Source organism: Deinococcus yavapaiensis KR-236 (genome assembly GCF_003217515.1).
Classification (GTDB): domain Bacteria; phylum Deinococcota; class Deinococci; order Deinococcales; family Deinococcaceae; genus Deinococcus_A; species Deinococcus_A yavapaiensis.
In genome coordinates, this window is record NZ_QJSX01000016.1 from 64,467 (window position 1) to 89,076 (window position 24,610).

At 64.7% G+C, this 24,610-nt stretch carries 24 protein-coding genes; 18 read left to right on the forward strand and 6 right to left on the reverse strand.

Features of this window, described 5'->3' with window-relative positions:
- Positions 1 to 57: 57 nt before the first annotated feature.
- Positions 58 to 303 (forward strand): hypothetical protein, encoded by a 246-nt coding sequence (locus DES52_RS17805; protein ID WP_110888186.1) that lies wholly within the window; start codon positions 58 to 60, stop codon positions 301 to 303.
- Between the two features lie 749 nt (positions 304 to 1,052).
- Here DES52_RS17805 and DES52_RS23085 read toward each other — a convergent pair.
- Complete coding sequence (locus DES52_RS23085) at positions 1,053 to 1,223, reverse strand: hypothetical protein (RefSeq protein WP_170131132.1); 171 nt, start codon at positions 1,221 to 1,223, stop codon at positions 1,053 to 1,055.
- Between the two features lie 858 nt (positions 1,224 to 2,081).
- Here DES52_RS23085 and DES52_RS17810 point away from each other — a divergent pair.
- Entirely contained in the window at positions 2,082 to 2,642 is a 561-nt protein-coding gene (locus DES52_RS17810) for a hypothetical protein (protein WP_146237357.1), read from the forward strand.
- A 577-nt stretch (positions 2,643 to 3,219) separates the two neighbouring features.
- Here the strand turns inward: DES52_RS17810 and DES52_RS23090 are convergent.
- Complete coding sequence (locus DES52_RS23090) at positions 3,220 to 3,384, reverse strand: hypothetical protein (RefSeq protein ID WP_170131133.1); 165 nt, start codon at positions 3,382 to 3,384, stop codon at positions 3,220 to 3,222.
- A gap of 348 nt (positions 3,385 to 3,732) precedes the next feature.
- Between DES52_RS23090 and DES52_RS17825 the strand changes: the two genes are divergently transcribed.
- Entirely contained in the window at positions 3,733 to 4,269 is a 537-nt protein-coding gene (locus DES52_RS17825) for a ComEC/Rec2 family competence protein (RefSeq protein ID WP_170131115.1), read from the forward strand.
- 156 nt (positions 4,270 to 4,425) lie between these two features.
- The gene (locus tag DES52_RS23095) at positions 4,426 to 4,677 is read left to right on the forward strand and encodes an excalibur calcium-binding domain-containing protein (protein WP_170131148.1); all 252 of its coding nucleotides are present in this window, start codon (positions 4,426 to 4,428) and stop codon (positions 4,675 to 4,677) included.
- Between the two features lie 271 nt (positions 4,678 to 4,948).
- On the opposite strand, the gene DES52_RS17830 is transcribed toward DES52_RS23095, so the two are convergent.
- The 3 genes from DES52_RS17830 to DES52_RS17840 form a co-directional block, all read right to left on the reverse strand.
- Positions 4,949 to 6,061 carry a family 43 glycosylhydrolase gene (locus DES52_RS17830; protein WP_110888190.1) on the reverse strand — a complete coding sequence of 371 codons (1,113 nt, stop codon included), beginning with the start codon at positions 6,059 to 6,061 and terminating at the stop codon, positions 4,949 to 4,951.
- A gap of 121 nt (positions 6,062 to 6,182) precedes the next feature.
- On the reverse strand, positions 6,183 to 7,442 hold the full coding sequence (locus DES52_RS17835; RefSeq protein ID WP_110888191.1) for an ABC transporter substrate-binding protein: 1,260 nt from the start codon (positions 7,440 to 7,442) through the stop codon (positions 6,183 to 6,185).
- A 73-nt stretch (positions 7,443 to 7,515) separates the two neighbouring features.
- The gene (locus DES52_RS17840) at positions 7,516 to 8,739 is read right to left on the reverse strand and encodes an ROK family transcriptional regulator (protein ID WP_170131134.1); all 1,224 of its coding nucleotides are present in this window, start codon (positions 8,737 to 8,739) and stop codon (positions 7,516 to 7,518) included.
- Between the two features lie 444 nt (positions 8,740 to 9,183).
- Between DES52_RS17840 and DES52_RS17845 the strand changes: the two genes are divergently transcribed.
- The 14 genes from DES52_RS17845 (at position 9,184) to DES52_RS23605 (ending at position 23,579) form a co-directional block, all read left to right on the forward strand.
- Positions 9,184 to 10,197 carry a LacI family DNA-binding transcriptional regulator gene (locus DES52_RS17845; RefSeq protein ID WP_110888193.1) on the forward strand — a complete coding sequence of 338 codons (1,014 nt, stop codon included), beginning with the start codon at positions 9,184 to 9,186 and terminating at the stop codon, positions 10,195 to 10,197.
- 281 nt (positions 10,198 to 10,478) lie between these two features.
- The gene (locus tag DES52_RS17850; protein ID WP_110888194.1) at positions 10,479 to 11,369 is read left to right on the forward strand and encodes a carbohydrate ABC transporter permease; all 891 of its coding nucleotides are present in this window, start codon (positions 10,479 to 10,481) and stop codon (positions 11,367 to 11,369) included.
- 1 nt (position 11,370) lies between these two features.
- Entirely contained in the window at positions 11,371 to 12,252 is an 882-nt protein-coding gene (locus DES52_RS17855) for a carbohydrate ABC transporter permease (RefSeq protein ID WP_110888195.1), read from the forward strand.
- 76 nt (positions 12,253 to 12,328) lie between these two features.
- Positions 12,329 to 15,205: a glycoside hydrolase family 78 protein gene (locus DES52_RS17860; RefSeq protein ID WP_110888196.1), complete on the forward strand. Its 2,877-nt coding sequence runs from the start codon at positions 12,329 to 12,331 to the stop codon at positions 15,203 to 15,205.
- Complete coding sequence (locus DES52_RS17865; protein ID WP_170131135.1) at positions 15,202 to 17,841, forward strand: beta-glucosidase; 2,640 nt, start codon at positions 15,202 to 15,204, stop codon at positions 17,839 to 17,841. Before DES52_RS17860 ends, DES52_RS17865 begins: the two co-directional genes overlap by 4 nt.
- 85 nt (positions 17,842 to 17,926) lie before the next feature.
- Positions 17,927 to 18,145, forward strand: coding sequence for a hypothetical protein (locus DES52_RS17870; RefSeq protein ID WP_110888198.1), 219 nt, complete (start codon positions 17,927 to 17,929; stop codon positions 18,143 to 18,145).
- Positions 18,146 to 18,283: 138 nt separating this feature from the next.
- Positions 18,284 to 19,105, forward strand: a complete 822-nt coding sequence (locus tag DES52_RS23660; protein ID WP_342767087.1) for a TlpA family protein disulfide reductase — start codon at positions 18,284 to 18,286, stop codon at positions 19,103 to 19,105.
- A gap of 772 nt (positions 19,106 to 19,877) precedes the next feature.
- Positions 19,878 to 20,171, forward strand: a complete 294-nt coding sequence (locus DES52_RS23100; protein ID WP_170131136.1) for a hypothetical protein — start codon at positions 19,878 to 19,880, stop codon at positions 20,169 to 20,171.
- 114 nt (positions 20,172 to 20,285) lie between these two features.
- A complete protein-coding gene (locus DES52_RS17890) occupies positions 20,286 to 20,510 on the forward strand; it encodes a hypothetical protein (protein WP_146237359.1) in 225 nt (74 codons plus the stop codon).
- Between the two features lie 127 nt (positions 20,511 to 20,637).
- Positions 20,638 to 21,270, forward strand: coding sequence for a MerR family transcriptional regulator (locus tag DES52_RS17895; protein WP_110888202.1), 633 nt, complete (start codon positions 20,638 to 20,640; stop codon positions 21,268 to 21,270).
- Positions 21,267 to 22,523 (forward strand): vWA domain-containing protein, encoded by a 1,257-nt coding sequence (locus DES52_RS17900; protein WP_110888203.1) that lies wholly within the window; start codon positions 21,267 to 21,269, stop codon positions 22,521 to 22,523. Before DES52_RS17895 ends, DES52_RS17900 begins: the two co-directional genes overlap by 4 nt.
- 199 nt (positions 22,524 to 22,722) lie before the next feature.
- On the forward strand, positions 22,723 to 22,974 hold the full coding sequence (locus tag DES52_RS17905) for a hypothetical protein (protein ID WP_146237360.1): 252 nt from the start codon (positions 22,723 to 22,725) through the stop codon (positions 22,972 to 22,974).
- The gene (locus tag DES52_RS17910; RefSeq protein WP_110888205.1) at positions 22,965 to 23,288 is read left to right on the forward strand and encodes a hypothetical protein; all 324 of its coding nucleotides are present in this window, start codon (positions 22,965 to 22,967) and stop codon (positions 23,286 to 23,288) included. The genes DES52_RS17905 and DES52_RS17910 overlap by 10 nt, the downstream gene beginning before the upstream one ends.
- 162 nt (positions 23,289 to 23,450) lie before the next feature.
- On the forward strand, positions 23,451 to 23,579 hold the full coding sequence (locus DES52_RS23605; protein ID WP_281268584.1) for a hypothetical protein: 129 nt from the start codon (positions 23,451 to 23,453) through the stop codon (positions 23,577 to 23,579).
- 47 nt (positions 23,580 to 23,626) lie between these two features.
- Here the strand turns inward: DES52_RS23605 and DES52_RS17920 are convergent, their stop codons facing one another.
- Positions 23,627 to 24,580 carry a hypothetical protein gene (locus tag DES52_RS17920; protein WP_146237361.1) on the reverse strand — a complete coding sequence of 318 codons (954 nt, stop codon included), beginning with the start codon at positions 24,578 to 24,580 and terminating at the stop codon, positions 23,627 to 23,629.
- Positions 24,581 to 24,610: the final 30 nt, after the last annotated feature.

Sequence of the window (24,610 nt, forward strand, 5' to 3'; positions counted from 1 at the left end):
CGGTTGAGTCACTGTGCGTCATGCTGCTGTGACAAGTGCGCTTCTACAATGAGCGCGATGCCGAATGACGTCGATGTCTTCATCCTGGCCTTGCGGTCTCGCATCGACAGGATCAGATTCGAAGCCCACGAACGTCAACTTCCTCCTGAGGGGCGTGGAGAGGTGTTTGCAGCGATCCTGACCGTCGAAATCGAGTTGAATCGTGTGCCGACCAGTCCGACCTCCAACGAAGACCTGAAGCGGTGCGAGCGACTGCTGCATGTCCTCTTGAACGACATCCAAGCAGGCGTGTTCGACGAGTGACCTTATCTCAACCGTTGCCCCGACACCCGAAGCGCGACTTCCCCCGCCCGTCGAAACACGCCGCGCCAACCATGCATTCGTTGAGACCACCCTCCGCATGCACAACGCGCGGGTGTGACGTCACACGCACGCGACCAAGCCGCCGATTCGACGCTAACGTCAACCGATTCATGGATAACCACCGAGCCCCCTGAGGGAAGTCACGACGGTGCGAGCATGAACGGCGAGGTCGTCGAGGGCCGCCGCGTCCCCGCCAACAGCCAACCTCACGAACACCGCTCGGAAGCCCGACGCCAGCCGTTGCAGGCACGAATCGTGCTCGCTATCAGCTCGGTGACCGCGCACCGTGCCCGCTGATCTGACGCGTTCACGCTGTCATCGTCCACGACCAGGCCCAAACAACCTTCGAAGGACGTTGGCACCTCCGGCTGCAATTGGAACCGTTCGTACTCTGATGTTCAGACGGCTCTACCTGGGCGCGTACGATCTCTCCGTGCCACCGCGCCCGAACGACGAGCGAAATCAAGCGCCATCGCGTGCTTCGCGTGCCGTACGCACCCTTCGCATCGCCGCGCGCGGCTTCAAGGACGTCGACCGTCGCGACGTCCTGCCCGATTAAGCGCGGAGATTGGACGCCGAGTTGCAGTGGCAGCAAACAGCCGAGCACTTCAACGCCATCGCCAAGCGGGCGGAGGCAATGTTACAACTCGTGAAGGAATCTCAAGTTGAAGTGCTGAGCTGAGCGGGCGTCATTGGAACGGCTTGAGCAGCCGAAGGAGCGGCGAAAGCCAAAACGTGAGCAAGCCGCGCATCACGTCATGCCATGCGTCGTCCGCGTCCAGCCTGAGCGCGAACGCGTTCGCACCCAAGTTGTACGTTCGCTCCGCTTGCACGAGGGTGTCTTCACGTGAAAACGCCACGATAGGAATGCTTGGGTGTCGCCGTCGCCGTTCATGGCGGAGAGGAACGCCCACGCGTCGCTGCTGTGCGCGTCAAGGTCAAGCGATCAGGTCGGGCCGCTCGTCCCTCAACGCGCTGCCCATGTCGCGCTCGACGCGAAGCGTGAACGGCTTGACGGCAGCCGTCTCGATCTGCTGAAGGGCGGCACGAAATCCGAGGAGCCGCAGGTCGTCCTTGACCGAGAGGATACTGACAGGATTCGAGGAAGACGTGAGGCTGGGAGCGTAACAAATCGTTGTGGCACAAGGTCAAGCTTCGCTGCAAGCGCATCACATCATGCAAGCTCACCATCGAGGTGTCTCGGCCGGGAGTGGCGCGAGGCAGCGCATGGACCCTCTGTGAGTTGGACGGAACTCGGCACGGGAAGCAGCACTTCTTGAGTGAGGAGCGCTGCTTCCTTGTGGTTGAGCGGACGTGGGATGGCTCGACGACCTTGTGAAATTAACGGCAGCACAAGACCGTTGATAATGCTGCTTATCAATGGCTTGTCGGCCACTGGGACTGCCCGTCAGCAACCCTGCGAGGTAAGACTGGACATCTGGGCGCAAAGGAGTACGCTGAACAGTGATCTCCGGAAGCAGTGACCGCGACGGACGAACCTCGGGCGCCTGCCCGCCGCGAGAGCTCATGGCGCAACCGACCGGAGCCTGCACTTCCGTACGACTTGCACACCAGGAGAACCATGCGAATGCGCTTCTGACAGTTGCTCTGACCGCCTTGCCCAGCGCCAGCCCTTCGTCGGCGGCGCCGATGCCCGACTTGTCGCAGGCCCGTTCGTTCGACGGATGGCCTGCCAGGTAGGTTTGAAGGAGATTGCCATGAACATTCGCGTCCTTGCGGCTGCCCTCACCTTGAGCGTTCTCACCGCCTGTGGAAGCATGGACCGCGCGGTTGGGTCAGCTCCACCTGCCCTGACCGCTCTGGGAGAGCGAAGCACCTCCAGCTCGTTGGGCAACCTCCAGATCTCGGGAACCGCGGTCTACGACGTGAGCGGAAGCACCTGCTCAGGCCCTCCCAGCGGCTTTGCCGACTTCGTGAGCTACCCGGGGCTCGTTCTGAGCGGCCGCTTGCAAGGCTGCTGGTACACGAAGGTCGAGTCCTCCAAGACGACCCCGAGCGGTGTCTACCTGGAAACCGGGAGGGAGGTCTTCGTCGGCAGCCTGAATGGCGGACCGGTCGGTGTGTTCGCGACGACTTATAAATTCGAGTCCAAGTTCTCCGGGAGCACGGAAATCTTTGGACGTTGCCATCACCCCCTGGTGGCGGGCAGCGGAACCGGCGGGTTCGCGGGTGCCACGGGGCGTGTCGACTTCAAGGACATCGTGGCTGACCCCAGCAACATCTACTACGTCTATCGGGGGCACATCAAAACGCGGTGACCGACGGGCACCTGACGCATCCCTCGGCACCCCGCGCATCCAGGGCGATCATGTCGAGCATCAAAGGCGGCCTCCGGGTCGCCTTCTCCATGGCGCTCCCACCCAGTGCGACCGCGCAGAGTGTGACGGGGAGTGAGACGTAAGACAAAGGATCATCGAAATGAGCCAGTTGAGACGCACGAATCGCTGCGAGGAGGGCGGCCGACGCTTCGTCGAAGTTCCTCTTCATCCGCGCATCGCAACTCGGGCGCACGAGCAAGCAGGAGGTCGATGGCGCCGCGGATGAGGGTGTTCTCGGTGATGCGTTCGCTCGCGCCGCTTCCCTTCTCGCTTCGTCGGGCCTTCGTGAGCGTCCGCGCCAAGCGTGTCAGTACGTCGTACTGATCTTCGTACAAACGAGCTTCTTGGAGAGTGAGACGCTGGTACTTCGGACCTCTCTGTCTCTGTAACTCTGTAACTTCTATACTCTCGAACTTCGTATCTTGCTGCTCTTGGGAAACATCAGATTGGCTCGGCCACTCCGTCAGCGACAACTCGAACGTCTTGTGTAGGCTGCTGAGTCCTCGTCGTGTGAACTTCACCATTCGCAGGTCACCTTCTCGGCAATGCGGTCGTAATTACGCTGCGCTTCACGCGCGTTCGCGCCCTGGTGGATGGACACACCTTCCAGAGCAACGCGTTCGTGCGTCTTGTACGCCCGCACGAACGCGTGGAAGGCAGGCACTTTCAACGCCCCGAGCATGTTGAGCGCCTCCATAGCCTCGCTGAGTGCGCGGAGACCGACGCGGGTGGAGCATCACTCGAAACGTCGTGCCGCTCAGGCAGATCACTTCGCGCGGTGTGTACGACCACGCCGAGGCCGACGGCGGTCGGTGGCGTGGGGACGAACGCGACGTCGGCGAGTTCCACGACCACCGCTCGCCAAGGTAAGCGGTGTGTCAACGACGGCCGCGTCGAATCCACCAACTTGCCGCAGGGAACGTTAGGCGTGCGCGTCACTTTCCGTGACGACCTCGAAGCGAGCGTTCACGACCAACCAAGCGGCGTTGAACGCCTTGAACGCCGCGGATGAGGGTGGGGATGTGCAATTGTGAAGCGCCTCGTGCTGGCCGCGCTTCTCCTCGTCTCGACGGCTGAAGCTCAGGATCTCGTAATTCGCTTTCTGGATGTCGGGCAAGGGGACGCGGTGCTCGTCATCACTCCGGACGGGAAGAGCATGCTGTACGACGCGGGTCGTGGTCGCGCGGCTGAGTTGCTGCGGTCGTTCGGCGTGAAGCAACTCGACCTTGCGGTGATGAGCCAAGGCGACGCGGATCATATTGGCGGCTTCGAGTTCGTCGCGCAGGCGTTCAAGCCGCGCTCGCTTACGTACGCGCGCGTCCTCGCCGCGTTTGGGGCCGCAGGCACGCAAGGGTTGCGTGCGACGGCTCGCACCATCAACCTCGGCACGAGCGTGAAGTTGCAAGTGATTCCCGCGCCGAGCAGTGTGCCCGCCAAGGATCAGAACGCGAACTTCGTCGGGGTGCTGTTGACGTACGGGACGTTCAAGCTGTTCCTCGGGGGGACGCGGAACCGAGCACCACGAACGGTTGGGCGGCGGCGTACGGACCGCAACTGCGCGGCATGAACGTGTACAAGGCGTTGCACCACGGATCGAAGCACAACGACAGTGCCGCGTGGCTGAGCGTACTGCAACCGAAGGTGGTCGTGATCGGCGTGGGACCGAACAACTACGGGCACCCGTCCGGGGAAGCGCTCGCTGTACAAGAACGTCGGCGCGACCGTGTTCCGTACGGACGTGCACGGCACCGTGACGTTCACGGTGAAGGCGAACGGGACGTTCACGACGAGCGTGTCGAAAGGACCGGCCCCAACCACGACGAAGGCCGTGCCCGTCACGCCGTTGCCATCGTCGAACGTCACGTACGCGAACTGCGCGGCCGTGCGAGCGGCGGGCGCCGCACCGATTCGCGTGGGGCAGCCGGGGTACAGCCGTATGCTCGACCGGGATGGGGACGGCGTCGCGTGTGAGTAGGCCGCGTTTCGATGCGGGGACTTGACGGCTTAGCTTTGTTACGGCACTGCTTGAACGTTCCGACGTGAACTACCATGCAATGCATTGAATAATGAACATTGTGGCTTCGACATATAAGAGAGCGAGTCGTTGCATAACACGTACGCCAGGCGCGAGGAGTGTCATTGAGCGCATGAAGACTTGAACGATCGAACTCTTTGCAAGAATTGAGGAACGTCATCGTTCATCGCTTTGCTAGGTGTTCCCACGAGCTCGTTTGAACGTACCGTGTTTACTCGTAATCCTCGATGCGCCACTCGTCCTGCCAATCGAGGTACGCCATGTCCCCGTCGAAACGTACGGGCAGCCACACGTACCCGGCGCGGGACGTGTCCGGAGCGGCGAAGACCTCGGGATCCTCCTGCTCGTACTGCCGGAAGAAGTCCGCCGGACGTCCGCTGGCGAAAGCCGTCTCGAACATCATCGCGGCTTTACGCGCGTCGACGTCACGATCGCCCAGCCAACGATCGGCGAGGGCAATGAACAAGTCCTTCTTGTGCGGATGCTTGAACACCGAGCAGATTTGCGAGCGGTACGACGTCCGGGTTTCATCATTCGGGTGAGGGTCGCCCAGCACCGTCCAAGGTCCATGGTACGTCTTCGCCACCGCCACTTCGGACGCGTTCGGGAAGTACCCGCTCGTGCCAGACGTGAACAGGTAATGCAGGGAGCCGCGACGAAAGTAGGCGGGCGCTTCGCGCACGAACGGCGGGTGCGGGTGCGGAAAGTGCGTGGAGTAGTACCCGGTGACGTTCGTGTAATCGTCGGTGAGGTCCGCGATGATCAGTTCGCTGTGCACCCGCTCGAAGATGTAGTACCCCTTGCCGTCGACGGGGTCCACGACGAGGTCGAAGTCACCGGCGCTCATCCCGAGCGGGCGGAGGTGGCTGCGCACGACGCGGTACGGGCCGAGCAGGGAGTCCGCGACGAGCACGCTGGATTTTTGCGTGTCGTCCGGGTACATCACCTTGATCCAGCAGACGTACTGTCCGGTGAAGCGGTTGTGGATGATGTGCGGCCGGTCCATCTTCTGCGAGGGATGCAACGGTGAGGTGGGATCGTCGAGGACGGGCGGAATGATGACGCCGCGATCTTCCCAGTTGTACAAGTCTTGCGAGGCGTAGCAGCGCACGCCCCAATGCCAGGTGTCCGTGTGGCCGGTCGTGTGCTCCTTGTTCTCGCCGTACCAGTAGAAGGTGCCAGCGTCGTACAAGATGGAGCCACCGTGCGCTTGGATGAGGTTGCCGTTGGTGTCCAGCCAGGGTTGGCCGGGCGTGATGGACGTGCGCCGAGCCGCCGTGGGCGCGTCGAGCTTCGAGTCCTGGTCGAATGAGTTCGTAGTCATGAAGTCCTTTCTTGACGGGCGTTCGCCGGGCGGGTGTGACGACCAAGGCCATCGCGACGGTCCTGGTCGTCAGACGCGGTTGCACGCGGTCGGCAGTTCGAGCGTGCATCGCTTGACGGCGTTACCTCAAGGCAGCTTGCAGTTGCGCGAGGTAGTCTTGCGGGCTCATGTCGCCGGTGACGAGCAGTTGCACGTTGTCTTGCGAAACGGCTGTGGCTTTGGCGGAGAAGTAGCCTTCGAACCACAAGTAGCCTTTCTTGGCCGTGTCGAGCTTTTGCTGCGTCATCTTGGTCAGAGCGGGAACGTTCGCGGGTGTTTTGGTGACTTTGAAGCCTGTGAGCATGCCAAGCTCGCTCATGGCGCGGTTGGCGTAATTGCTGAACACGAATTTCATCCACTCGCCGAGTGCAGCGTCGTTCTGTGATTGGTTCACGGCCACGGCCAAGCCGGTGTTGATTGACCAGTCGTTGAGGGTGCCTTTGCCGCCTTTGACGGTCGGGGTGTTGAAGAAGCCGATGTTCTGCGCGCCGATCTTGTTGCGTTTGGCGTCGTTGAAGGTCCGCAGTTCCCAGCTGCCCATGTAGAACATCGCGGCTTTGCCTTGCAAGAAGGTGTCGACGGCGGTGTCGTAATCGATGGTGTTCACGCCGAGTCCGAAGTAACCTTTTTTGCCCATGTCTTGCAGCATGCGCGCCGCTTCGACGAAGCCGGCGTCGGTGAGTTTGAGCGTGCCTGCCTTGACGCGTTCCATGACGTCGGCGCCGTACTTGCGCGCGGCGTACCCGCCGAGGATGCGGGTCAGCGGCCATTTCTGCTGACCGGACGCTGAGAAGGGTTGAATGCCTTTTTTCTTGAAGACTTCGGCGGCGGCGAGCAGCTCATCCCACGTCTTGGGTTCTTTGAGGCCGTTGTCGGCGAAGAGCTTTTTGTTGTACCAGAAGCCTTCGATGTTGAGTTCGAGGGGCAGGCCGAGGAGTTTGCCGCCTTGAAGCTTTTTGTTGATTTCGACGGCGACTGGATTGAGTTGGTTGTAGATGCCGACTTTCTTAAAGGTCGCTTCGAGGTCCATGGCTTGCCCTTGGGAAGCGAGTTGTTGCAGGAAGGCGGGTTCGCCGATGGAGTACATGGTGGGCAAGTTCTTGCTGGCGGCGAGCAGCTGAAGCTTTTGCGTCATGTCGGTGGTGTTGTTTTGGTATTGGTACGCGAAGGTCGGGTGGGTCTTGGCGTACTCTTGGGAGAGTTCGCTGATAATGCGGGTGTACCCGACGTCTTCGTTTTGCCCGGACAGGAAGACGACGGTCTTTTTGCCTTGGGCGCTCGCGAGGGTGGCGGTGGCGGCGAGCAGCAGGGCGGTCACGGTGGTCAAGCGTCGGGTGGTCATGAGGTTCTCCTTGAAAAGGGCGCGACGAGGGCTTCGGGCGTTGCGTGGCAGGCCCGCCGAGGTGGCGTGATGGTCAGGACGGGTGGGTCAGGTTGGTTCCTTTCAGGAGCGTTCCGAAGTCGAACGCGCACTGCACGGCGAGGCTGGCCGCGCCGCGTGCCCAGAGGGTGAAGTCGTCGTTAGGCCAGGTGTCGATGATCAGGGGAAGGTCGTGGGCGAGGCCGTCGAAGGCGTTGGTGTGGATGGCGTCGCGTAGGGGTTCGAAGTAGTGCGGGCCGAGCCGGGTGCCTTCGCCGGCGATGATGATCAATTCGGGATTGAGGGTGTTGACGAGGTAGGACAAGTGCGTGCCGAGCAAGCGGCCGGCCGTAGAGAGAACGTCGGTCGCGCTGGCGTGTCCTTGATCGGCGAGGGTGACGAGCGCGTCGATGGTGGTGATGCGTTCGGTTAAGTCCGGGTGGCGTTCGTGAAGTTGCGCGAGCAGGGCCGGTTCGGCCGTGTAGGCTTCGAGGCAGCCGTGGCGGCCGCAACTGCAGCGTCGGCCGTTCGGGGTGATGATGTTGTGGCCGAATTCGCCGGCGCCGCCTTGGCGGCCGCGGTGCAAGTCGCCGTTGAGGACGAGGGCGCTGCCGAGGCCGCGGCCGAGGGCGATGGTGAGGAAGTGGTTGGTGTGTTTGCCGTGCCCGAACAGGCGTTCGGCAGCGGCGAGGCTGTTGACGTCGTTGTCGATGTGGGTGGGGAGGCCGGTGCGGCGCTGAACGAGTTGCGAGAGGGGCACGTCACGCCAGCCGAGCAGGGGGGCGTTCACGACGGTGCCTTTGAGGGCGTCGATGACGCCGACGAGGCCGATGCCGATGCCAATGACGCCTTCGGGGTTGATGCGGGCGCGGCGGTAGAGGGTCTTGCAGACGCGGTGGATGTGCGAGGTGACGTGGTGAGGGTCGTGGCTGTCGAGCGTGTCGGTGTGGTGGGCGAGGATCTGGGTGGAGAGGTCGGTGAGGACGGCTTCGATGCGGTGTTCGCGAAGTTTGAAGCCGATGGCATAGTGAGCGGTGTAGTCGATGTCGAGGTAGATGGGGCGGCGGCCGCCGCTGATGCCGGCTTCGCCGATGCTGCGCTCGGTGAGGAGGCGTTCTTGGATGAGGTCGGCGGTGATGCTGGTGATGGACGCGGAGCTCAGGCCGGTCAGTTCGACGAGTTGGGTGCGGCTGATGGGGCCGAGTCGCCTCAAGTGATTGAGGATGACGCGGCGGTTGTGGGCTCGTAGTGCGCTGGGGTCGCCTTTGAGGGGGGTCACCTTGACTCCGTTGGTTAACTTGGTTTGTGAATCAACTAGAGCGTAACAACTGTGTTTCTCCTCGTCAAGCCTTGCCGTTCGAGATTCGTCGCAGCAGCTCCGGGGATCGCACGAACGTTGAGTACCAAAAGTCACGGCTCGCGAAAGTCACGACGTTGGCGTTCCCGAAGGAGCCTTCAAGCGCCGTGGCGGCGAGGGCAGGGAATCCTGAGTGACGTCGCCCCGAACCTCACATGAATCGAGCAGGGTCTTTCAAGGAAGTGTTCCGTTTAACGGATGGTCATGCGTGGGCACGAAGGCCTGCTGTGGAAGTTGGTGGGTACGCCTGCGTTCTCGATTGTTGACATGAATGCGAGCGCTGCCTATAGTGCCCTTGTACTCAATCACAACGTTTACATTCTCACGGCGTCCCATAAAGACGCGAGCGCAACGAGGAGGTGAAGAGTGAAACGCGCCACGATCAAAGATGTCGCCGCCTACGCTGGCGTCTCCTTCAAAACGGTGTCGTACGTCCTCAACGGAGGCGACAAGGTCTCCGACAAAACCCGGAACGCCGTCCTCGAAGCCGTTCGCTCCCTCGATTACCAACCGCACCGCGCGGCGCGCGCCATGCGCACCGGCCAAGCCTTCTCCATCGCCCTCGTCGGATACGGCCAAAACGACATCCCCTCGTACGGCAACCTTGCCGATCCCGCCATCGCCTTGATCGTCGCCGCCATGGCCGCCACCGCCGAAGCGCGCGGCTACACGCTGAGCTTGTCGAACTTCACACGCTCGGACCTCAGTGCGTACGAACGCGGTCTCGCGCAAGGACAATTCGACGGCGGCATCTTCATCCCCTTCGCCAACAACCCGGGCGCCCTCGAACCGTTCCTCAGCTCCCCGCTCGTCGTCATCGACCAGCCCAACTTGCCGAACGACGTGCCGGTCGTGTGCGTCGACTACCGCTCGGGCGTTCGCGAAGCCGTGACGCACCTGGCCGCGCGCGGCCGTCGCCGTATCGGCTTCATCGGCGGACCACGTGACTTGAACGCCTACCACAACACCGAACGCTACGGCGGCTACTTCGACGGGCTCACCACGAACGGTTTGACACTCGATGACGCACTCGTCGTAGCCGCCGATTACTCGTTCGAAGGAGCGCGGGCCGTGGCCCGCGCGCTGCTCACCGCGAAGCCCGACGCGATCGTCGCTGCGTCCGACCGCATGGCCATCGGCGCGCTGCGCGAAGCGCACGCGCTCGGACTTCGCGTGCCCGAAGATCTCGCCATCGTGGGTTTCGACGACCTCGAAGCTGCGCGGTACGTCGACCCGCCCCTCACGACAGTGCATCACCCTCTGACCGACCTCGGGCGTCACGCCGCCGAAATGATGCTTGCGCGCATCGAAAACCGCTTGCCCGCCGATCAACGCCGCGCCACCTTGCGAACGCACCTCGTCGTGCGCGCCTCCAGCTGAAAGGACGCCCATGACACCGCCGAGTTGAAGGCAGCCGCGCCAAAAATCACAACGTTGACACGCACGCCGTTCCCTCCACGAAGGAGCCCGCCATGACGAAGAACGCCCAATTCGCCGCTCACACCGCCTTGCTCGCGCTCGTCGGCGCCGCCTCCACCCAATGCAACCCCTCGTGACCGGCGATCTCAGTCCGCAAGCGTACCTCACGCCACTGCAGGCAGCGCTCCGCTGAACTTCCCGGCTGGCCCCGAAATCAAGCCGGTTCCTTTCTTGGAGTGAGTATGGACAGAACGTTGCGCGATTGGCGAGCGATCCTCTTCTTCGTCGGCCCCGCCATGCTGCTGTACGGCGCGGTGCTGCTCGTCCCGATCTTGTGGTCACTCGGTTACACCGTCTTCGAAGGCTCCCCGATCGCGGGCTTCAAGTTCGTCGGCTTCGATAATTACGCGCGCCTCGCCCAGGACCCCACCTTTTGGAAGGCGCTGTGGTTCGGCACGAAGTACGCGCTGTTCGTCTCCGCCGGGCAAGTCATCTTCGGCCTCTTGCTCGCCCTGTTGTACGCCTTCTACCTCAAACGCAGCAGCGTGCTCGTGCGCACCCTGGTGTTCCTGCCCGTCGTGCTGCCCACCGTGGCCATCGCGCAGATGTTCGCCAAGCTCTTCGCCATCGCCCCGCAGTACGGCCTCGTCAACAGCGTCCTCGCGAACCTCGGCCTCGACTCGCTCGTGCAAGCGTGGCTCGGGCAAGGTGACACCGCCTTTTGGATCATCGGCGTCATGGACATCTGGAAGGCGATGGGCTTCTACGCCATCTTGCTGTACACCGGCCTCGTCGACATTCCCGAAGACGTCATCGAAGCGGCGCGCCTTGACGGCGCGCAAGGCTGGGCGTTGTCACGCTTCGTGGTCTTGCCGCTCCTCGCGCCCATCACGGTCGCGTCGCTGATCTTCAGCCTCAACGGCACCCTCAAAGTCTTCGATTCGATCATGGCCCTCACGGGCGGCGGCCCCGGCACCGCCACGACGCCGTTGACGTTGTACATGTACAAAACGTCATTCACGTACGGCGAGTACGGCTACGGCAGCACCCTCGCGCTGACCCTCGCCGTGCAATGCCTCCTCGTCACCTTGCTGATCTTCTGGCGCTCGCGTCGCGCGGGCGGAGGAGCCTGACATGCAACGTTCCGCTTCCGCGCCGCGCGGCGAAACCGCGCCGCGCACCAACCCGCTCGCGAAACTCGCTCGCCTGCCGATCGCCCTGCTCGTCCTCATTGCCGTGTTCGTCTCCGTCTACCCGGTCGTGTGGATCTTCCTGTCGAGCCTCAAAGGCTCGACCGAATTCACCGCGAATCCCATGTGGGCGTTGCCGCAAGGCCTCGAGTGGAGCAACTACGCCCGCGCGTGGACCGAAGGCAACATGAGCAAGTACTTCGTGAACAGCGTGCTGTCCGTCCTCCCGGCGCTCGCGCTGGTGATCGGCCTGGGCACCATGGCCGCGTTCGGCATCGAAATCATGCGGTGGAAGCTGCGCAATCTCACGTCGCTGTTGTTCCTCGCGGGCATCATGGTGCCCATCCAAATCGTGATCCTGCCGCTGTTCACGATGTACTTCAAGGTGCACCTGCTCGACACGCGCCTCGCGTTGATCCTCACGTACACCGCGTTCGGCCTCCCCTTGGTCGTGTTCTTCCTCGTGGGATACTTCAAGTCTTTCGCGCGTGAAATCATCGAAGCGGCCATCGTCGACGGCGCCAGCATCTACCAAGTGTTCTTCAAGATCGCCTTGCCGATGGTGTCGAACGCCGTCGTGACCGTCGCCCTCGTGCAGTTCTTCTTCATGTGGAACGACCTGCTCGTCTCGCTGACGTTCATTCAAAACCCGGACATGCGCACGGTACAATCCGGCCTCTTGGCGTTCACCGGGCAGTACGGGCAGCGCGAATGGGGGCCGACCTTCGCGTCCATCTCCCTCGCCGTCGCGCCCACCGTGCTCGTGTACCTCATGCTCAACCAAATGGTCATGAAAGGCATGGCCGCCGGCGCCGTCAAAGGCTGACGCCCGCCGCACGCCGATTCACGGCGGGCAGCGAACCTCCGCTGCCCCACCCCCCACCCCAGGAGACCGCCCGTTCATGACCATCACCTCCCCAACCACGCCCGACGTCACTTCTTCTCAAACGCCACGCGTTCGCGACGTGCGCGCCGAACACCACCGCGAAGCGCGCGGCATCGGCGAAACGAAGCCGCGCGTCAGCTGGCGCACCGAAACGACGGCGGTCAATTGGCGGCAACGCGCGTACGAACTCGAAGCGCGCGACGCGAACGGCGACCTCATCGGCGTCACGGGCCGCTTGAAATCCGACGCGTCCCTCCTGCAACCCTGGCCGTTCCGACCGCTCACCGCTCGTGAACGCGTCGCCGTGCGCGTGCGCGTGTGGAGCGACGACGAGCGCGTCAGCGACTGGAGCGATCCCCTCGACATCGAACTCGGCCTGCTCGAGCCCAGCGACTGGACGGCACGCGTTATCACGCCCGACCGCGACGAAGACTTCACGACGCCGCAACCTTGCCCGCTCTTGCGCCGTGAGTTCGACGCACAACCCGGCGTGACACACGCGCGCTTGTACATCACGGCGCACGGCGTGTACGAAGCGCACCTCAACGGGCAGCGCGTCGGCGATCACGTGCTCGCGCCCGGCTGGACGAGTTACGACACGCGACTGCGCTACCAGACGTTCGACGTCACGCCCCTCGTGCGAACGGGTCGCAACGCCCTCGGCGCCTTGATCGGCGACGGCTGGTACCGCGGTCGACTTGGCTTCGGCGGTGGTCGCCGCAACTTGTACGGCCAGCACCTCGCGCTGCTCGCGCAACTCGAACTCACCTACGCCGACGGCCGCGTCGAACGTGTCGTCACGGACGAATCGTGGCGCGCAAGCACCGGACCGATCCTCGCGGCGGACCTGTACGACGGTGAAACGTACGACGCGCGCCGCGAAGCTCCCGGTTGGACGCAGGCGGGCTTCGACGATGGCGCGTGGCACGCCGTTCGCGTCACGTCACGTGACCTTGCCACGCTCGTCGCGCCTGACGGTCCGCCCGTCCGGCGAATCGAGGAACGACCGCCTGTCCGCATCTTCACGTCGCCCAGCGGAAAGACCCTCGTGGACTTCGGGCAGAACCTCGTCGGGTGGGTGCGCTTCACGGTGCGGGGCGAGGCGGGCCGCACGATCACCCTGCGGCACGCCGAGGTGCTGGAACACGGCGAGTTGGGCACGCGCCCCCTGCGCTTCGCGGACGCCACCGACCGCTACACCCTCAAAGGGGAGGGCGCCGAAACGTACGAACCGCGGTTCACGTTCCACGGCTTCCGCTACGCCGAAGTCGAAGGCTGGCCGGGCGAGCTCACCCCCAGCGATCTCGTCGCCGTCGTGGTTCACAGTGATCTCGAACGCACCGGCTGGTTCGAATGCAGCGATTCCCTCGTGAACAAGCTGCACGAAAACGTCGTGTGGGGCATGCGCGGCAACTTCCTCGACGTGCCGACCGATTGCCCGCAACGCGACGAACGCCTCGGTTGGACGGGCGACATCGCCGCGTTCGCGCCCACCGCGACCTTCCTGTACGACGTGACAGGCTTCCTCACGTCGTGGCTGGCGGACCTCACCGCCGATCAACGCGACGACGGCGCCGTACCCGCCGTGATTCCGCACGTTCTCAACGAAACGCTTCCGGCCGCCGCGTGGGGGGACGCCGCAACGATCGTGCCGTGGGCGCTGTACGAACGCACGGGCGACGCGCACGTCCTCGAACGACAGTTCGACAGCATGAAAGCCTGGGTGACTTACGTGCACGGCCGCGCCGGCGAGACGCTGCTGTGGGACCGCGACTTTCAATTCGGGGATTGGCTCGATCCGGCCGCGCCGCCCACCAACCCCGCGGCCGGACGAACCCTTCCGAGCGTCGTCGCGACCGCGTACTTCGCGCGTTCCGCTGAACTCGTCGCGAACGCAGCGCACGTGTTGAACCGCGCCGAAGACGAGCGCGCTTACCGCGCGCTCGCCGCTGACATTCGCGCAGCCTTCGCGCGTGAGTACGTCACGACTTCAGGCCGCGTCTTGAGCGACTCGGGCACCGCGTACGCCTTGGCCTTGCAGTTCGCGCTGCTTCCGACGCCCGAGCAGCGCGCGCGCGCGCGCCGTCGCTTACAAGAAGTCGTGCGGGAAAACGGCTACCTCATCTCCACCGGCTTCGTCGGCACGCCCCTCATCTGTGACGCGTTATGCGACGCCGGGAACGTCGAAGCGGCGTTTCGCTTGCTGCTGCAACGCGAGTGCCCGTCTTGGCTGTACCCCGTCACGATGGGCGCGACGACCGTTTGGGAGCGGTGGGACTCCATGCTGCCCGACGGTTCGATCAACCCGGGGGAGATGACGAGCTTCAATCACTACGCCCTCGGCGCGGTCGCCGATTGGCTGCATCGCCGCGTCGCCGGCCTCGCGCCGGCCACGCCCGGCTACCGACGCCTCGACGTTCGCCCCTTGATCGGCGGCGGCTTCACGTTCGCGCGCGCGCGGCACGTCACGCCGTACGGAGAGGCGCGCGTCGCTTGGCGCGTGCACGACGGTCAAGTTGAACTCGACGTCGTCGTGCCTCCCAACACCACGGCGCGCGTCACCTTGCCGGCGACCGGGAACGTGCTCGACGTGGGATCCGGGCATCACACGTGGACGCAGGCGGTCCCGTCGAACGCCGACCGCCCCGTCCTCTCGCTCGACAGCGACCTCGACGCCCTTTTGAGCGTTCCCGGTGCGTACGACGCCGTGCGCGACCTTGTCGCGCGACACTCCGCGGATCACGTCGACCCGTTCAAGCGAGCGCTGCGCAGCAGCATCGTCGGCGCGAACTTGAGGCGGGCCGTGTGGGGCGTTCCGCACCGCGACGCGCTGCTGGAGAAACTCACGGCGGCGCTCGACGCGCTCAACACGCGCGAGGACGCGAGCACGTGAACGCGCCCCACCTTTCCTGGCCGGCGGACGCGCACGTGAACGACCGCGTCGAACGCCTCCTCGCGGTGTTCACCCTCGAGGACAAAGTGAAGCTCGTCAGCGGGCAGTTCATTCAGGAGAACGCGGAAACGATCAAGGCGCTGCCGGGAAACGTGCCGCGGTTCTACCTCGCCGACGGTCCCGCCGGCATCCGCCGAAGCGCCAGCAGCCCGGGCGAGGGACGCGCGACGGCGCTGCCCGCCCCGATCGCGCTCGCCGCGACGTGGAACTCCGAGCTCGCCGCGCGGTACGGAGATGTTCTCGGCGCGGAAGCCGCCGCGAGTGGGCACAACGTCTTGCTTGGCCCGGCCGTGGACATCGCCCGCACGCCCCTCGGCGGGCGCACCTTCGAATCATTCGGTGAAGAGCCTTTGCTGCACGCGCGCCTCGTCGTGGAGGAAGTGCGCGCCGTGCAACGGCACGGCGTGCAAGCGAGCTTGAAGCACTTCATCCTGAACAACCAGGAACTCGCGCGCAACAGCGTCGACGTGCGCGTGGGTGAACGCGCCCTGCGTGAAGTGTACCTGCCGCCCTTCGAGGCGGCCATACGGCACGGCTCGGTCGCGTCGATTATGGCGTCGTACAACCGTGTGAACGCCGAGTTCATGTGCGAAAACACGCGCTTGCTCACGAACGTGCTGCGCGGTGAATTCGGTTTTCGCGGCTGGGTCGTGAGTGACTTCGGCGCGAACCACGCGACGAGCGCTTCAGCGAACGCCGGCCTCGACTGGGAGCTCACGTTCGCGCCCAAGTGGCGCGACGCCTTGCTGACAGCCGTGCGCACGGGCGAAGTCCACGAGGAGACCCTCGACGAAATGGTGCGTCGCATCCTGCGGCCCACGGTGGGGCTGGGTGCGCGCCCACCGCGCGTGGACCTCGATGCGCTTCACGGTGACGCGCACGCAGCGGTCGCGCTCGACGTCGCGCGGGAAAGCATCGTGCTGCTGAAAAACGAGGCGCTGCTGCCGCTCGACCAACGCGCCCTTCGGCGTGTCGCCGTACTCGGCGTGGACGCACACACCGTCGCCGCCGGTGGTGGCAGCGCCTTCGTGCGACCCTTGCGGGTCACGAGCGTTGTGAGCGCGTTGCGCAATCGCTTGGGCCCGAACGTCGAGGTGACCTTCGCAGGCATCGGCGACCCGATCGGACCGGGCGCGCTCCTGCCCGGTCCGGACGCCGTGCCGTCCAGCGTCGTCACGCCGCCCGGCCGGTCGAACGAGCGCGGCTTCCACGCGCAGTATTGGAGCAACGCCACCTTCGACGGACCGCCGCTCGACACGCGCGTCGACCCGACGGTCGAACTCAACCGCGGCTTCTTCGACTTTCCGGACTTCGCCGATCCGGACGCGCCGCAAGCGCCGCTTTCCCCGGAAGTCGGCGTGCACCTGTCCGCGCGCTGGACAGGCATCCTGACCGTGCCCTCGAGCGGCGCGTACACCTTCACCCTCACGTGCGTCGGATCCGGGCGGGTCACGTGGAACGGAAGCGTCCTCATCGACGCGCCCGGCGCTCGCCCGCGCGGCAGCGTGTCCGAGCATCCTTGGGACGGTTCGGGCGCCCCCACGTTCGACGCGACCGTGCCGCTCACGGCCGGAGAGACGCACGAGGTCATCGTGGAGTACGCGGCCGACGCTCCCGAGCAGTTCTTTTTGTACGGAGCGCAAGTCCGCTTCGGCTGGACGACCCCCGAAGGGACCCTCACGCCCGCGTGGCAGGAAGCCGCGAACCTCGCGCGGGCGGCTGACGTGGCCGTGGTCGTGGCGCGCACCTTCGAAAGCGAAGCGATGGACCGACCGCACCTGCGCTTGCCAAGCGGGCAGGAGAACCTCATTCGCGCGGTTGCGAACGCCAATTCGCGCACGATCGTCGTGCTGATGACCGGCGGTCCGATCGTGACCGCGCGATGGGCCGAACGTGTGCCCGCGATTCTCGAAGCGTGGTTCGGCGGGCAAGAGCAAGGTTGCGCGGTCGCGGACGTCCTGCTCGGCGACGTGAATCCGTCCGGGCGGCTGCCCCTCACCTTCCCGGCACACGAAGCGAGCACGCCGCTCAACACGGCCGAGCAGTACCCCGGGGTGAGCGGCCACGTGACGTACACGGAAGCGTTGAACGTCGGGTACCGCGGGTACGACGCGCTGAAACTCGAGCCGGCGTACGCCTTCGGCTTCGGCTTGTCGTACACGACCTTCTCGTACGCCAACCTCACCTTGACGCGCGACGAAACAGACGACCTCACGCCGATCGACGTGGCGTTCGACCTTTCAAACACGGGAACGCGTGACGGCACCGACGTCGCGCAAGTGTACCTGAGCTTGCCTGAAGAAGCCGCGGCGCCCCCGAAGAAACTCGTCGGTTGGGCGCGCGTCGCGCTGCGCGCCGGCGAAACGCGGCGTGTCACCGTCACGCTCGATCCAACGTCCACGGAGCGGCCCTGGTCGTACTGGTGTGCGCGCCGCGGCACCTGGGCGATCGCGCCGGGCACGTACGGCGTGCTGATCGGCGCGTCCTCGCGCGACACGCGCCTCGACGGGACTTTCAAGGTGAGCATCTCCGCCGCGTCGTCCGTCGCTGACGCGCTCAAGCGTACGCGCGCATGACAACACGACGACTCAAGTGCGCGCGTCACGCGACAGCACAACAGACTTGTCGGGCCGCTTCGCTCATTCACGCTTGTAAGGAGACATGATGAGCTCCACGTTGTTCACCTTGCGCTTTCGGGCGCTGCTAGAAGAGTTGTATCCGCAAGCGCGTCCCACTTCGACGCTGACGGTGCGCGTGCAGCACGTGAATCTTGTCGCGCCGCCCTCACCCGAGGGGAAGTGCGCGTCCGCGCCGCTCGCGACGTTGCTGCTCGCGCCTCTCGAAATCGACGAGACGCAGTCGCGGCGCCGAGCACGTTGAACTCCAGCGTTTGGTTTCGCTCCGTCGTGACGGGCAAGGGCGTCATGGTACGTCGCGCTGAACGCGCTCGGCGCGCTTCACGTGAGAGCCGGGTTGGCGTCGCGCTTGCCGCATCAATGGGCTGGAGTACCCTCGGGTATGCTTCGTGATTCCTGGCCGCAAGCGCAGGACTTCGTGCATGGCGAGCTCTTGCCGGCACCTCGACAATGGCGTCGACCCGGGCTCGTGATGTTCTTCAATTTGGAATGCGCGGCCTGCGTCACCCGCGGCCTTCCCTTCCTGAAGCGCGTGCATCACGAGTACGGCGGACGCGTGAACATCCTGGCCATTCACATGGCACGAGGGCACCGGCTTCTCGAACGTGATCAAGTCGAGCCGACCGTGCGGCGCTTCGCCGAGTCTTTCGCCAACCTCCCGTTTCCCGTCGCGCTTGACCTCGACGGGCACATCGCCGAGGCCTTGCAAACTGAAGGCACGCCGCACTGGTTGGCGTTCACCGTCGAAGGAACGTTGCTGCGCAGCGTGTACGGACGCCAGGAGAACGCGCAGACGCGTTTGGAATACCTGCTCGCCGAATTGGGTGAAAGATGGCGGCGCGTGGTACCTGACGACGACGAGTGGCGATCCGCGCAAAGCCGGGTACTTCGCGGTGACGAACACCGTGTACAGCGAAGTGGCGCCGGACGCCGCGTTGATTTTGTGGATGGGCGTGGAAAGCCAGCGTTTGAAGTGATCGGACTGTACTCCATGACGATGATTTCGGGAATGCCGTCGCCCGTGAGGTCGTGGCATGCTTGCACTTCCACGGCGAAGTTCAACCAGGTGGCGGTCACAACGGACTTGCCGATGAGGGTGACGCGCGCTTGGCGCTCGTCGCTCGTCGAGACGTCCTCGGTCTTGAGGGTGTACGCGCCGCAGGTCTTCGTGACGGCGGTCGGTTTGCTTTGCGCGAGCGCTTGAACGGAGAGGACGCTGAAGGTGGCGGTGCAAGCGAGGGAGGCCGTGAGGCGCGCGAGCAGACGGGTGTTCATGACGACCGTCGCCATTGTAACTTCGACTGCTCGGCTATGCGGCCCAAGTGACGATCACGGGTTGCATGCTTGGTGCGCGGCCAGCTGGAGCTCTTTGGCAATGCCGGAGCGGCAAGCGCATGGGCAATTGCGGCGTTCGCCTTCGTACGGCTGAGTACGCTGAAGCATGTCCGCTTCTTCGTCGGCCGCGCTCCGACGGTACAACCTCGACGACATTGCCTTGACGCGCCCGATCATCGAAGAGGTGGCGGGGCGGCGACACGCACGAAGCGAGCCGTGCGTCGGCATCCACTTTGAGCGACGCGGCGCGATGGCCGTGCGTTCGATGCGCTCGTCGCGCCCAGTCGGGCAGATTGAAGGTCGGATGCGCTCGAGGATGGCTCGTCTTCGTCGGTCGCCTTCGGCGAAGATGTGGTTCGCCGTGCGGTCGCAAGGGTAAGTCGATGGCGACGGTGTTGATTCTCAGAGCGCCGGACGAGTTGTGGTTCGTGCCGTTTTCCAGCGCGACCGGGGAAGGTGCGGTGGCGTTGCCCGTCGCGCCTGGTGAGTTTGAGCGGCTCGGAGAGTGGTTAACGACTGCGCGTGTCGGCGCCGTCACGTCGGTGCTCGATGTAAACGATGCGCCGATCGCATCAGTACACGTTTCACCGCGTGGTGTGCGGGTGCATGCGACCGTGAACGGGGAGGTGAAGCGTGCGGTCGTGCGTAACGCGCACCTCGCGGTGATGCTCATGCGCCTGTTCGACGCACGGCGCTTGAAGGCGCAGTTTTTGCCGTGCGGTTCAGTGGTGATCGACGATCGAACGTTCACACCCGCTGAGTTGGACGGGCTTGCCGACGCGCTCGTCGGGCCGCACGCGGGGTTCGTGACGAAGGAGGTGCGGCACGCAGCGTTGAGCGACGCGGAAAACGCGCGGCAAGTGCGGGTGCTCGCGCGCGTTGCCCGGTGGTACGCCGCGTGGGAACGCGACGCGGCGCGCGTGCGCGGTGAGTAGCACAACGTCGGCGCGCCTTCCGCCGCACAGCAGGCGACGCCCTTCGAGGGGTGGCTGACAGAACGCGGCGTTCGTGACGTGGTGCGGGCTTGGCGTGTTCTTCGGCTGCTTGTGGTGTCTCGCGAGCGCGGGCAGATTCAACGGCACTTCGGTGCGAACGAGCCGCCGCTCGAGTCGCTCACCCAGGTGCTGCTGACCACCCACCGTATTTACGAGGACTTGCAAGCGACGGGCGAGGGGTACAAGCGGTACGTCAACCGACGAAGTCGCAGCGAGGCGTTGACGAACGAGCAGGCGATGCGCGCGAAGTTCGAAGCGAGTCGACGTCAAAAAGAGTAGGAGGACGAGGAGCGAGGCGGCGTGACCGTGCGGCGGCCATGTTTACGAAAACGCTGTTCGGAGTTGTGAATGGATGATGCAAGCTGAGGCGCATTGACAGCTCGAATTGTCAGTGTCATGCTGGATTATGTCAGCGTTGACCGTGCTGCCCGACTGGATCGGCACCCTCGAAGCGTTCGTGGAGCTCGCGAACGACACCCTTCCGCACATCCTGCCCTTCGACAAAACCGGCCGCGCCAAAGACGAAGTGAACGCCCGCCTCGTGCGCCACTACACCACGCAAGGCCTCCTCGACGAACCCCTCAAGTCCGGGCGGGAAGCGCGCTACACGCGACGCCACCTGCTGCAACTGCTCGTCCTCCGGCGCCTCATGCACGAAGGCCACGGCGCGACCCCACTGCAAAAGATCCTGCGCGGCCGCGACGACGACGCCCTCGAAGCACTGCTGCTCGGCACCGCCACCCTCGACGTGCAACCCGGCAACCCCGCGTTGGAGTACCTGCAGAACTTGCGCGCCACCCCCCCTCCTTCCGCGCTGCTTGGCATCGTTCCACGCCCGACGCCGCAAGCACCGTTGTTCGAATCGCCGCCCGACGCCAAACCCGAACGCCCCGAGCGCTACGTGCGGTTCTTCGTTCAACCTGGCTTGGAACTGCACGTCGGCCCCGACTTCCAACTTCCCAAAACCCGCACCGAACGCGACCGCCTCGCCGACGCCCTGCTCGCCGCGCTCGACACCCTCCGGAGGACCAAGCCATGACGCAACCCCGAGTCGAGTTCCTGCCCCTCACGTCCGCCCTCAAGCACGGTGAAGCCCACGACCTCACCCTGCTCGTCCGCGTCCACCCTTCACCCGCGCCAAGCGTCGACGGCGAACGCCCGCCGCTCAACCTCGCGCTCGTCCTCGACCGCAGCGGCTCCATGAGCGGCCGACCGCTCGAAATGGCCAAGGAAGCCGCCATCGCCGCCATTCGACAGTGCCAAGCGACCGACCGGGTGAGCGTCGTCGCGTTCGGCAGCCAAGTCGACGTCGTCGTGCCTTCACAACCCGTCCTCGACGCCGAACGCCTCGCGGGTATCGTGCGCTCCCTCGGCACGGGCGGCATGACAGCCTTACACGCCGGCTGGCTCGAAGGCGCCACGCAAGTCGCCACGCACCTCCGCGCAAGCGCGCTCAACCGCGTGATCCTGCTCAGCGACGGGCAAGCGAACGTCGGCCTCACCGACCGCACTGAAATCGCCGCGCACGTCAAGGGCCTCACCGCGAAGGGCGTCAGCACCACCACCATGGGCTTCGGTCCACACTACGACGAAAACCTCCTGCTGAGCATGGCCGACGCGGGCGACGGCAACTTCGAGCACGTCGAAGACCCCACGCGCCTCCCGACGTTCTTCGAGGAGGAACTGCAAGGCCTCACACGCACCACCGGCCGCACGGTCAGCCTCGGCTTGGAGCCGAACCCCGAGTACGGCGTCACCGTCACCGACGTCCTCAACGTCTTGCCACGCAACGAGTTCGACCGCCTGATGCTTCCGAACCTCATCGACGGCCGTTCCATCGACGTGCTCGTGACGTTGCACGTGCCGCACGCGGCGACCCGACTGCTCGGTCGAGTCGGCGTGACGCGCGTGCGCCTCGCGTGGACCGACACGCACGGCGTGCGGCACGCGATGCGCGCGCAACTCGACCTCGACGTCGTGACGCCCGAGCAGTTCGAGGACGTGACGCAAAGCCCGGAGGTGCTGCAAGCGAGGGCGGTGCTGCAAGCGAGTCGCGCCAAGCGCGACGCGATCGACGCGATGGACCGAGGCGACCGGGTGGGCGTCCAAGGCAGCCTCCGGCAAGCCCGAGACTTCCTGGCGAGCGCCCCCATGCCGTCGCCGGCGTTGCTGGCGGAACAGCGGGACGTCGAGGAGTTGAAAACCACGTACGATTCGGGCGAGGAAGCCGTGGCGCGCAAACGCGCTCTGAGTCAGTCGCATAACAGCGCGCGCAGCAAACCCCGGCGATAAGCAGCGCTTGATGTGGAGCGGCTCGACCAGCGAGTCGCTCCACATGCGGCGAGAACGGCACGTTCTTCCACGCGCAGAACGAACGGCACCACGCCATGCACGATTCCGACTTGCCGGACTGCTCCGACGACGCCCTCAGGTACGCGGTCGGCGCGTACGTGCTCGCTCACGGTCGCGCCGACCGCGAGAAGAAAAGAAGATGGAGATGGTCCTTGCGCTCAAGCATGACGCCCTGGCCAAAGTGACGGAACGTGGCGAGCGATTGCATGACGCGTTGCTCGCATTGGCGCGCTCGTACCCGGCGACGTTCACGGCAGCGTACGTCGCGGACGCTTTGGAGCGCTGCGGGTTCACGCGGGACGACGTTCGAAACGAGCAAAGTTCGATCGTCGGTTCACGCGTTGCCATGCCCGAAGAGCCCCGCGCCAGGTTGACCTTGTCATGGAATTGACGGACGCGAGCGACATGGATGGTCTCGCCTCCTTGTCGACGGTGGTTGCTCGAGTGCACACGTTGATTTTGCAGCGATCGGAGCAGTCGCTGCACGCGTTGCTGTGGTTGGAGGAACTGCTCGATCGCGTGCTGGTATTCCCGAACGACCTCACGTGGCCAAAAGACGTTCCCCTGCCCGCCCCGGTGGACGTCAAGGACGCGATCGACGACCTGACGGACGTCGCCGTGGACTTCGACCGCGCCTTGCACCTCGCGACCTTCGACGAGGTCGCGGGTTGGTCGTACTTGCGTTTTCACGCCGACATCCACTGAGGTGAGCACGTCCGGTCGTTGATGCGGCACGTGCGCTGGCACTTGGCGCAACTCGGCGAAGCGTGAACGAAGCGCGTCAACGCTGTCCACGCCGTCACGACGTCCGCCGCGAGTAGCTCGCTCCAGCCGTCTCGCTCGCTCGACGAGCTCACGAGGAACGGCGTGACGTCCGCGTCGAGGATCTGCAGCACGGCCCGCGCGTGCCGCCGCGGCGTGGAGGTCGTGGCACCGTACGCGGAACTCGGCGCGAGCTTGACGCGCTTGCAAGCCGAACTCGACGACGCGTCGTAACCTGGGCGGCACGGCGAGCGCGAAAGCGCTCGCCGTGCCGCCCAGGTTCATCGCCGCACGGTTTCGTCGGGCGCCGAGTCGTCCACGCGCGCGTCGTTCACGTCGCGCGTGGCGTCATCAAGGGTGTCGTCGATCGTGTCGTCCGTCGGTTTGGCTTGCGGCAAGCGCCGCGCGGCGTCATCGCTCGAATCGCGAATGAGGGCCGTCCACTGCGGAAAGAACGGAATGTACTGCCCTTTGATCAGCCACGCCACGGAAAACGCCACCACGAACGTCGACTCGGTAAAAAAGCGGTACAAGGCGAACGGCAAGGGCGGCAGGACGCGTTCGAGGAGCATGCTCGTCGCGAACAAGGCGATACTGACGACCATGGTCCACCCGCACCGTTCCATCGCGCGGTTGCGGCGTTGCTTGGGCTTGAGTTGCAACGCGTCCGCCAGCAATTTCGCGTGGGACGCGCTTGACGCGTTGGCCGTCCATACGGACGTCTTCGGAAACGAGATGAACACGAGGTACAAGCCGCCCGCGACGAACAACGTCAACGCGAGGCCGTGCAAGCCCATCGGGCCGTACCACGGCAAGCGCAGCCAATCGTACGTGCCGTACAACAGCGTCGGCGAGCAGTCTCGCAACGCGCCGCACGCCTCGGTGGACGTCCACAAGGGCCGCATGGGAAACACGCCGATGCCCAGCGCGGCCACGCCGGTGATCATAGCGACGTAATTGTCCCGCGCGCGTTCGGTGCGGTAAAAGAACATCAAGGTGCCCACGAGCGCCAAGGTAATCACGAACACGTCGCGCGAGCTCGTGTAGTAGTGCGCGCTGATCGTGTCGACCCGAACGGTCTTCGCGTCCAGGGTCTGCACGAACCACTCGCCGTGAAACCAGCCGATGATCCACACGAGCGCTGGCAGCAGCACGCCGAGCGCGCCGATGAGGGTGCGCAACTGCAAGTACGACACGTCCGGATTGAGAATGTCACGCAACCTGAATGAACGCATACGCTTCCTCCGAGCTCGCGCGGCGCACAC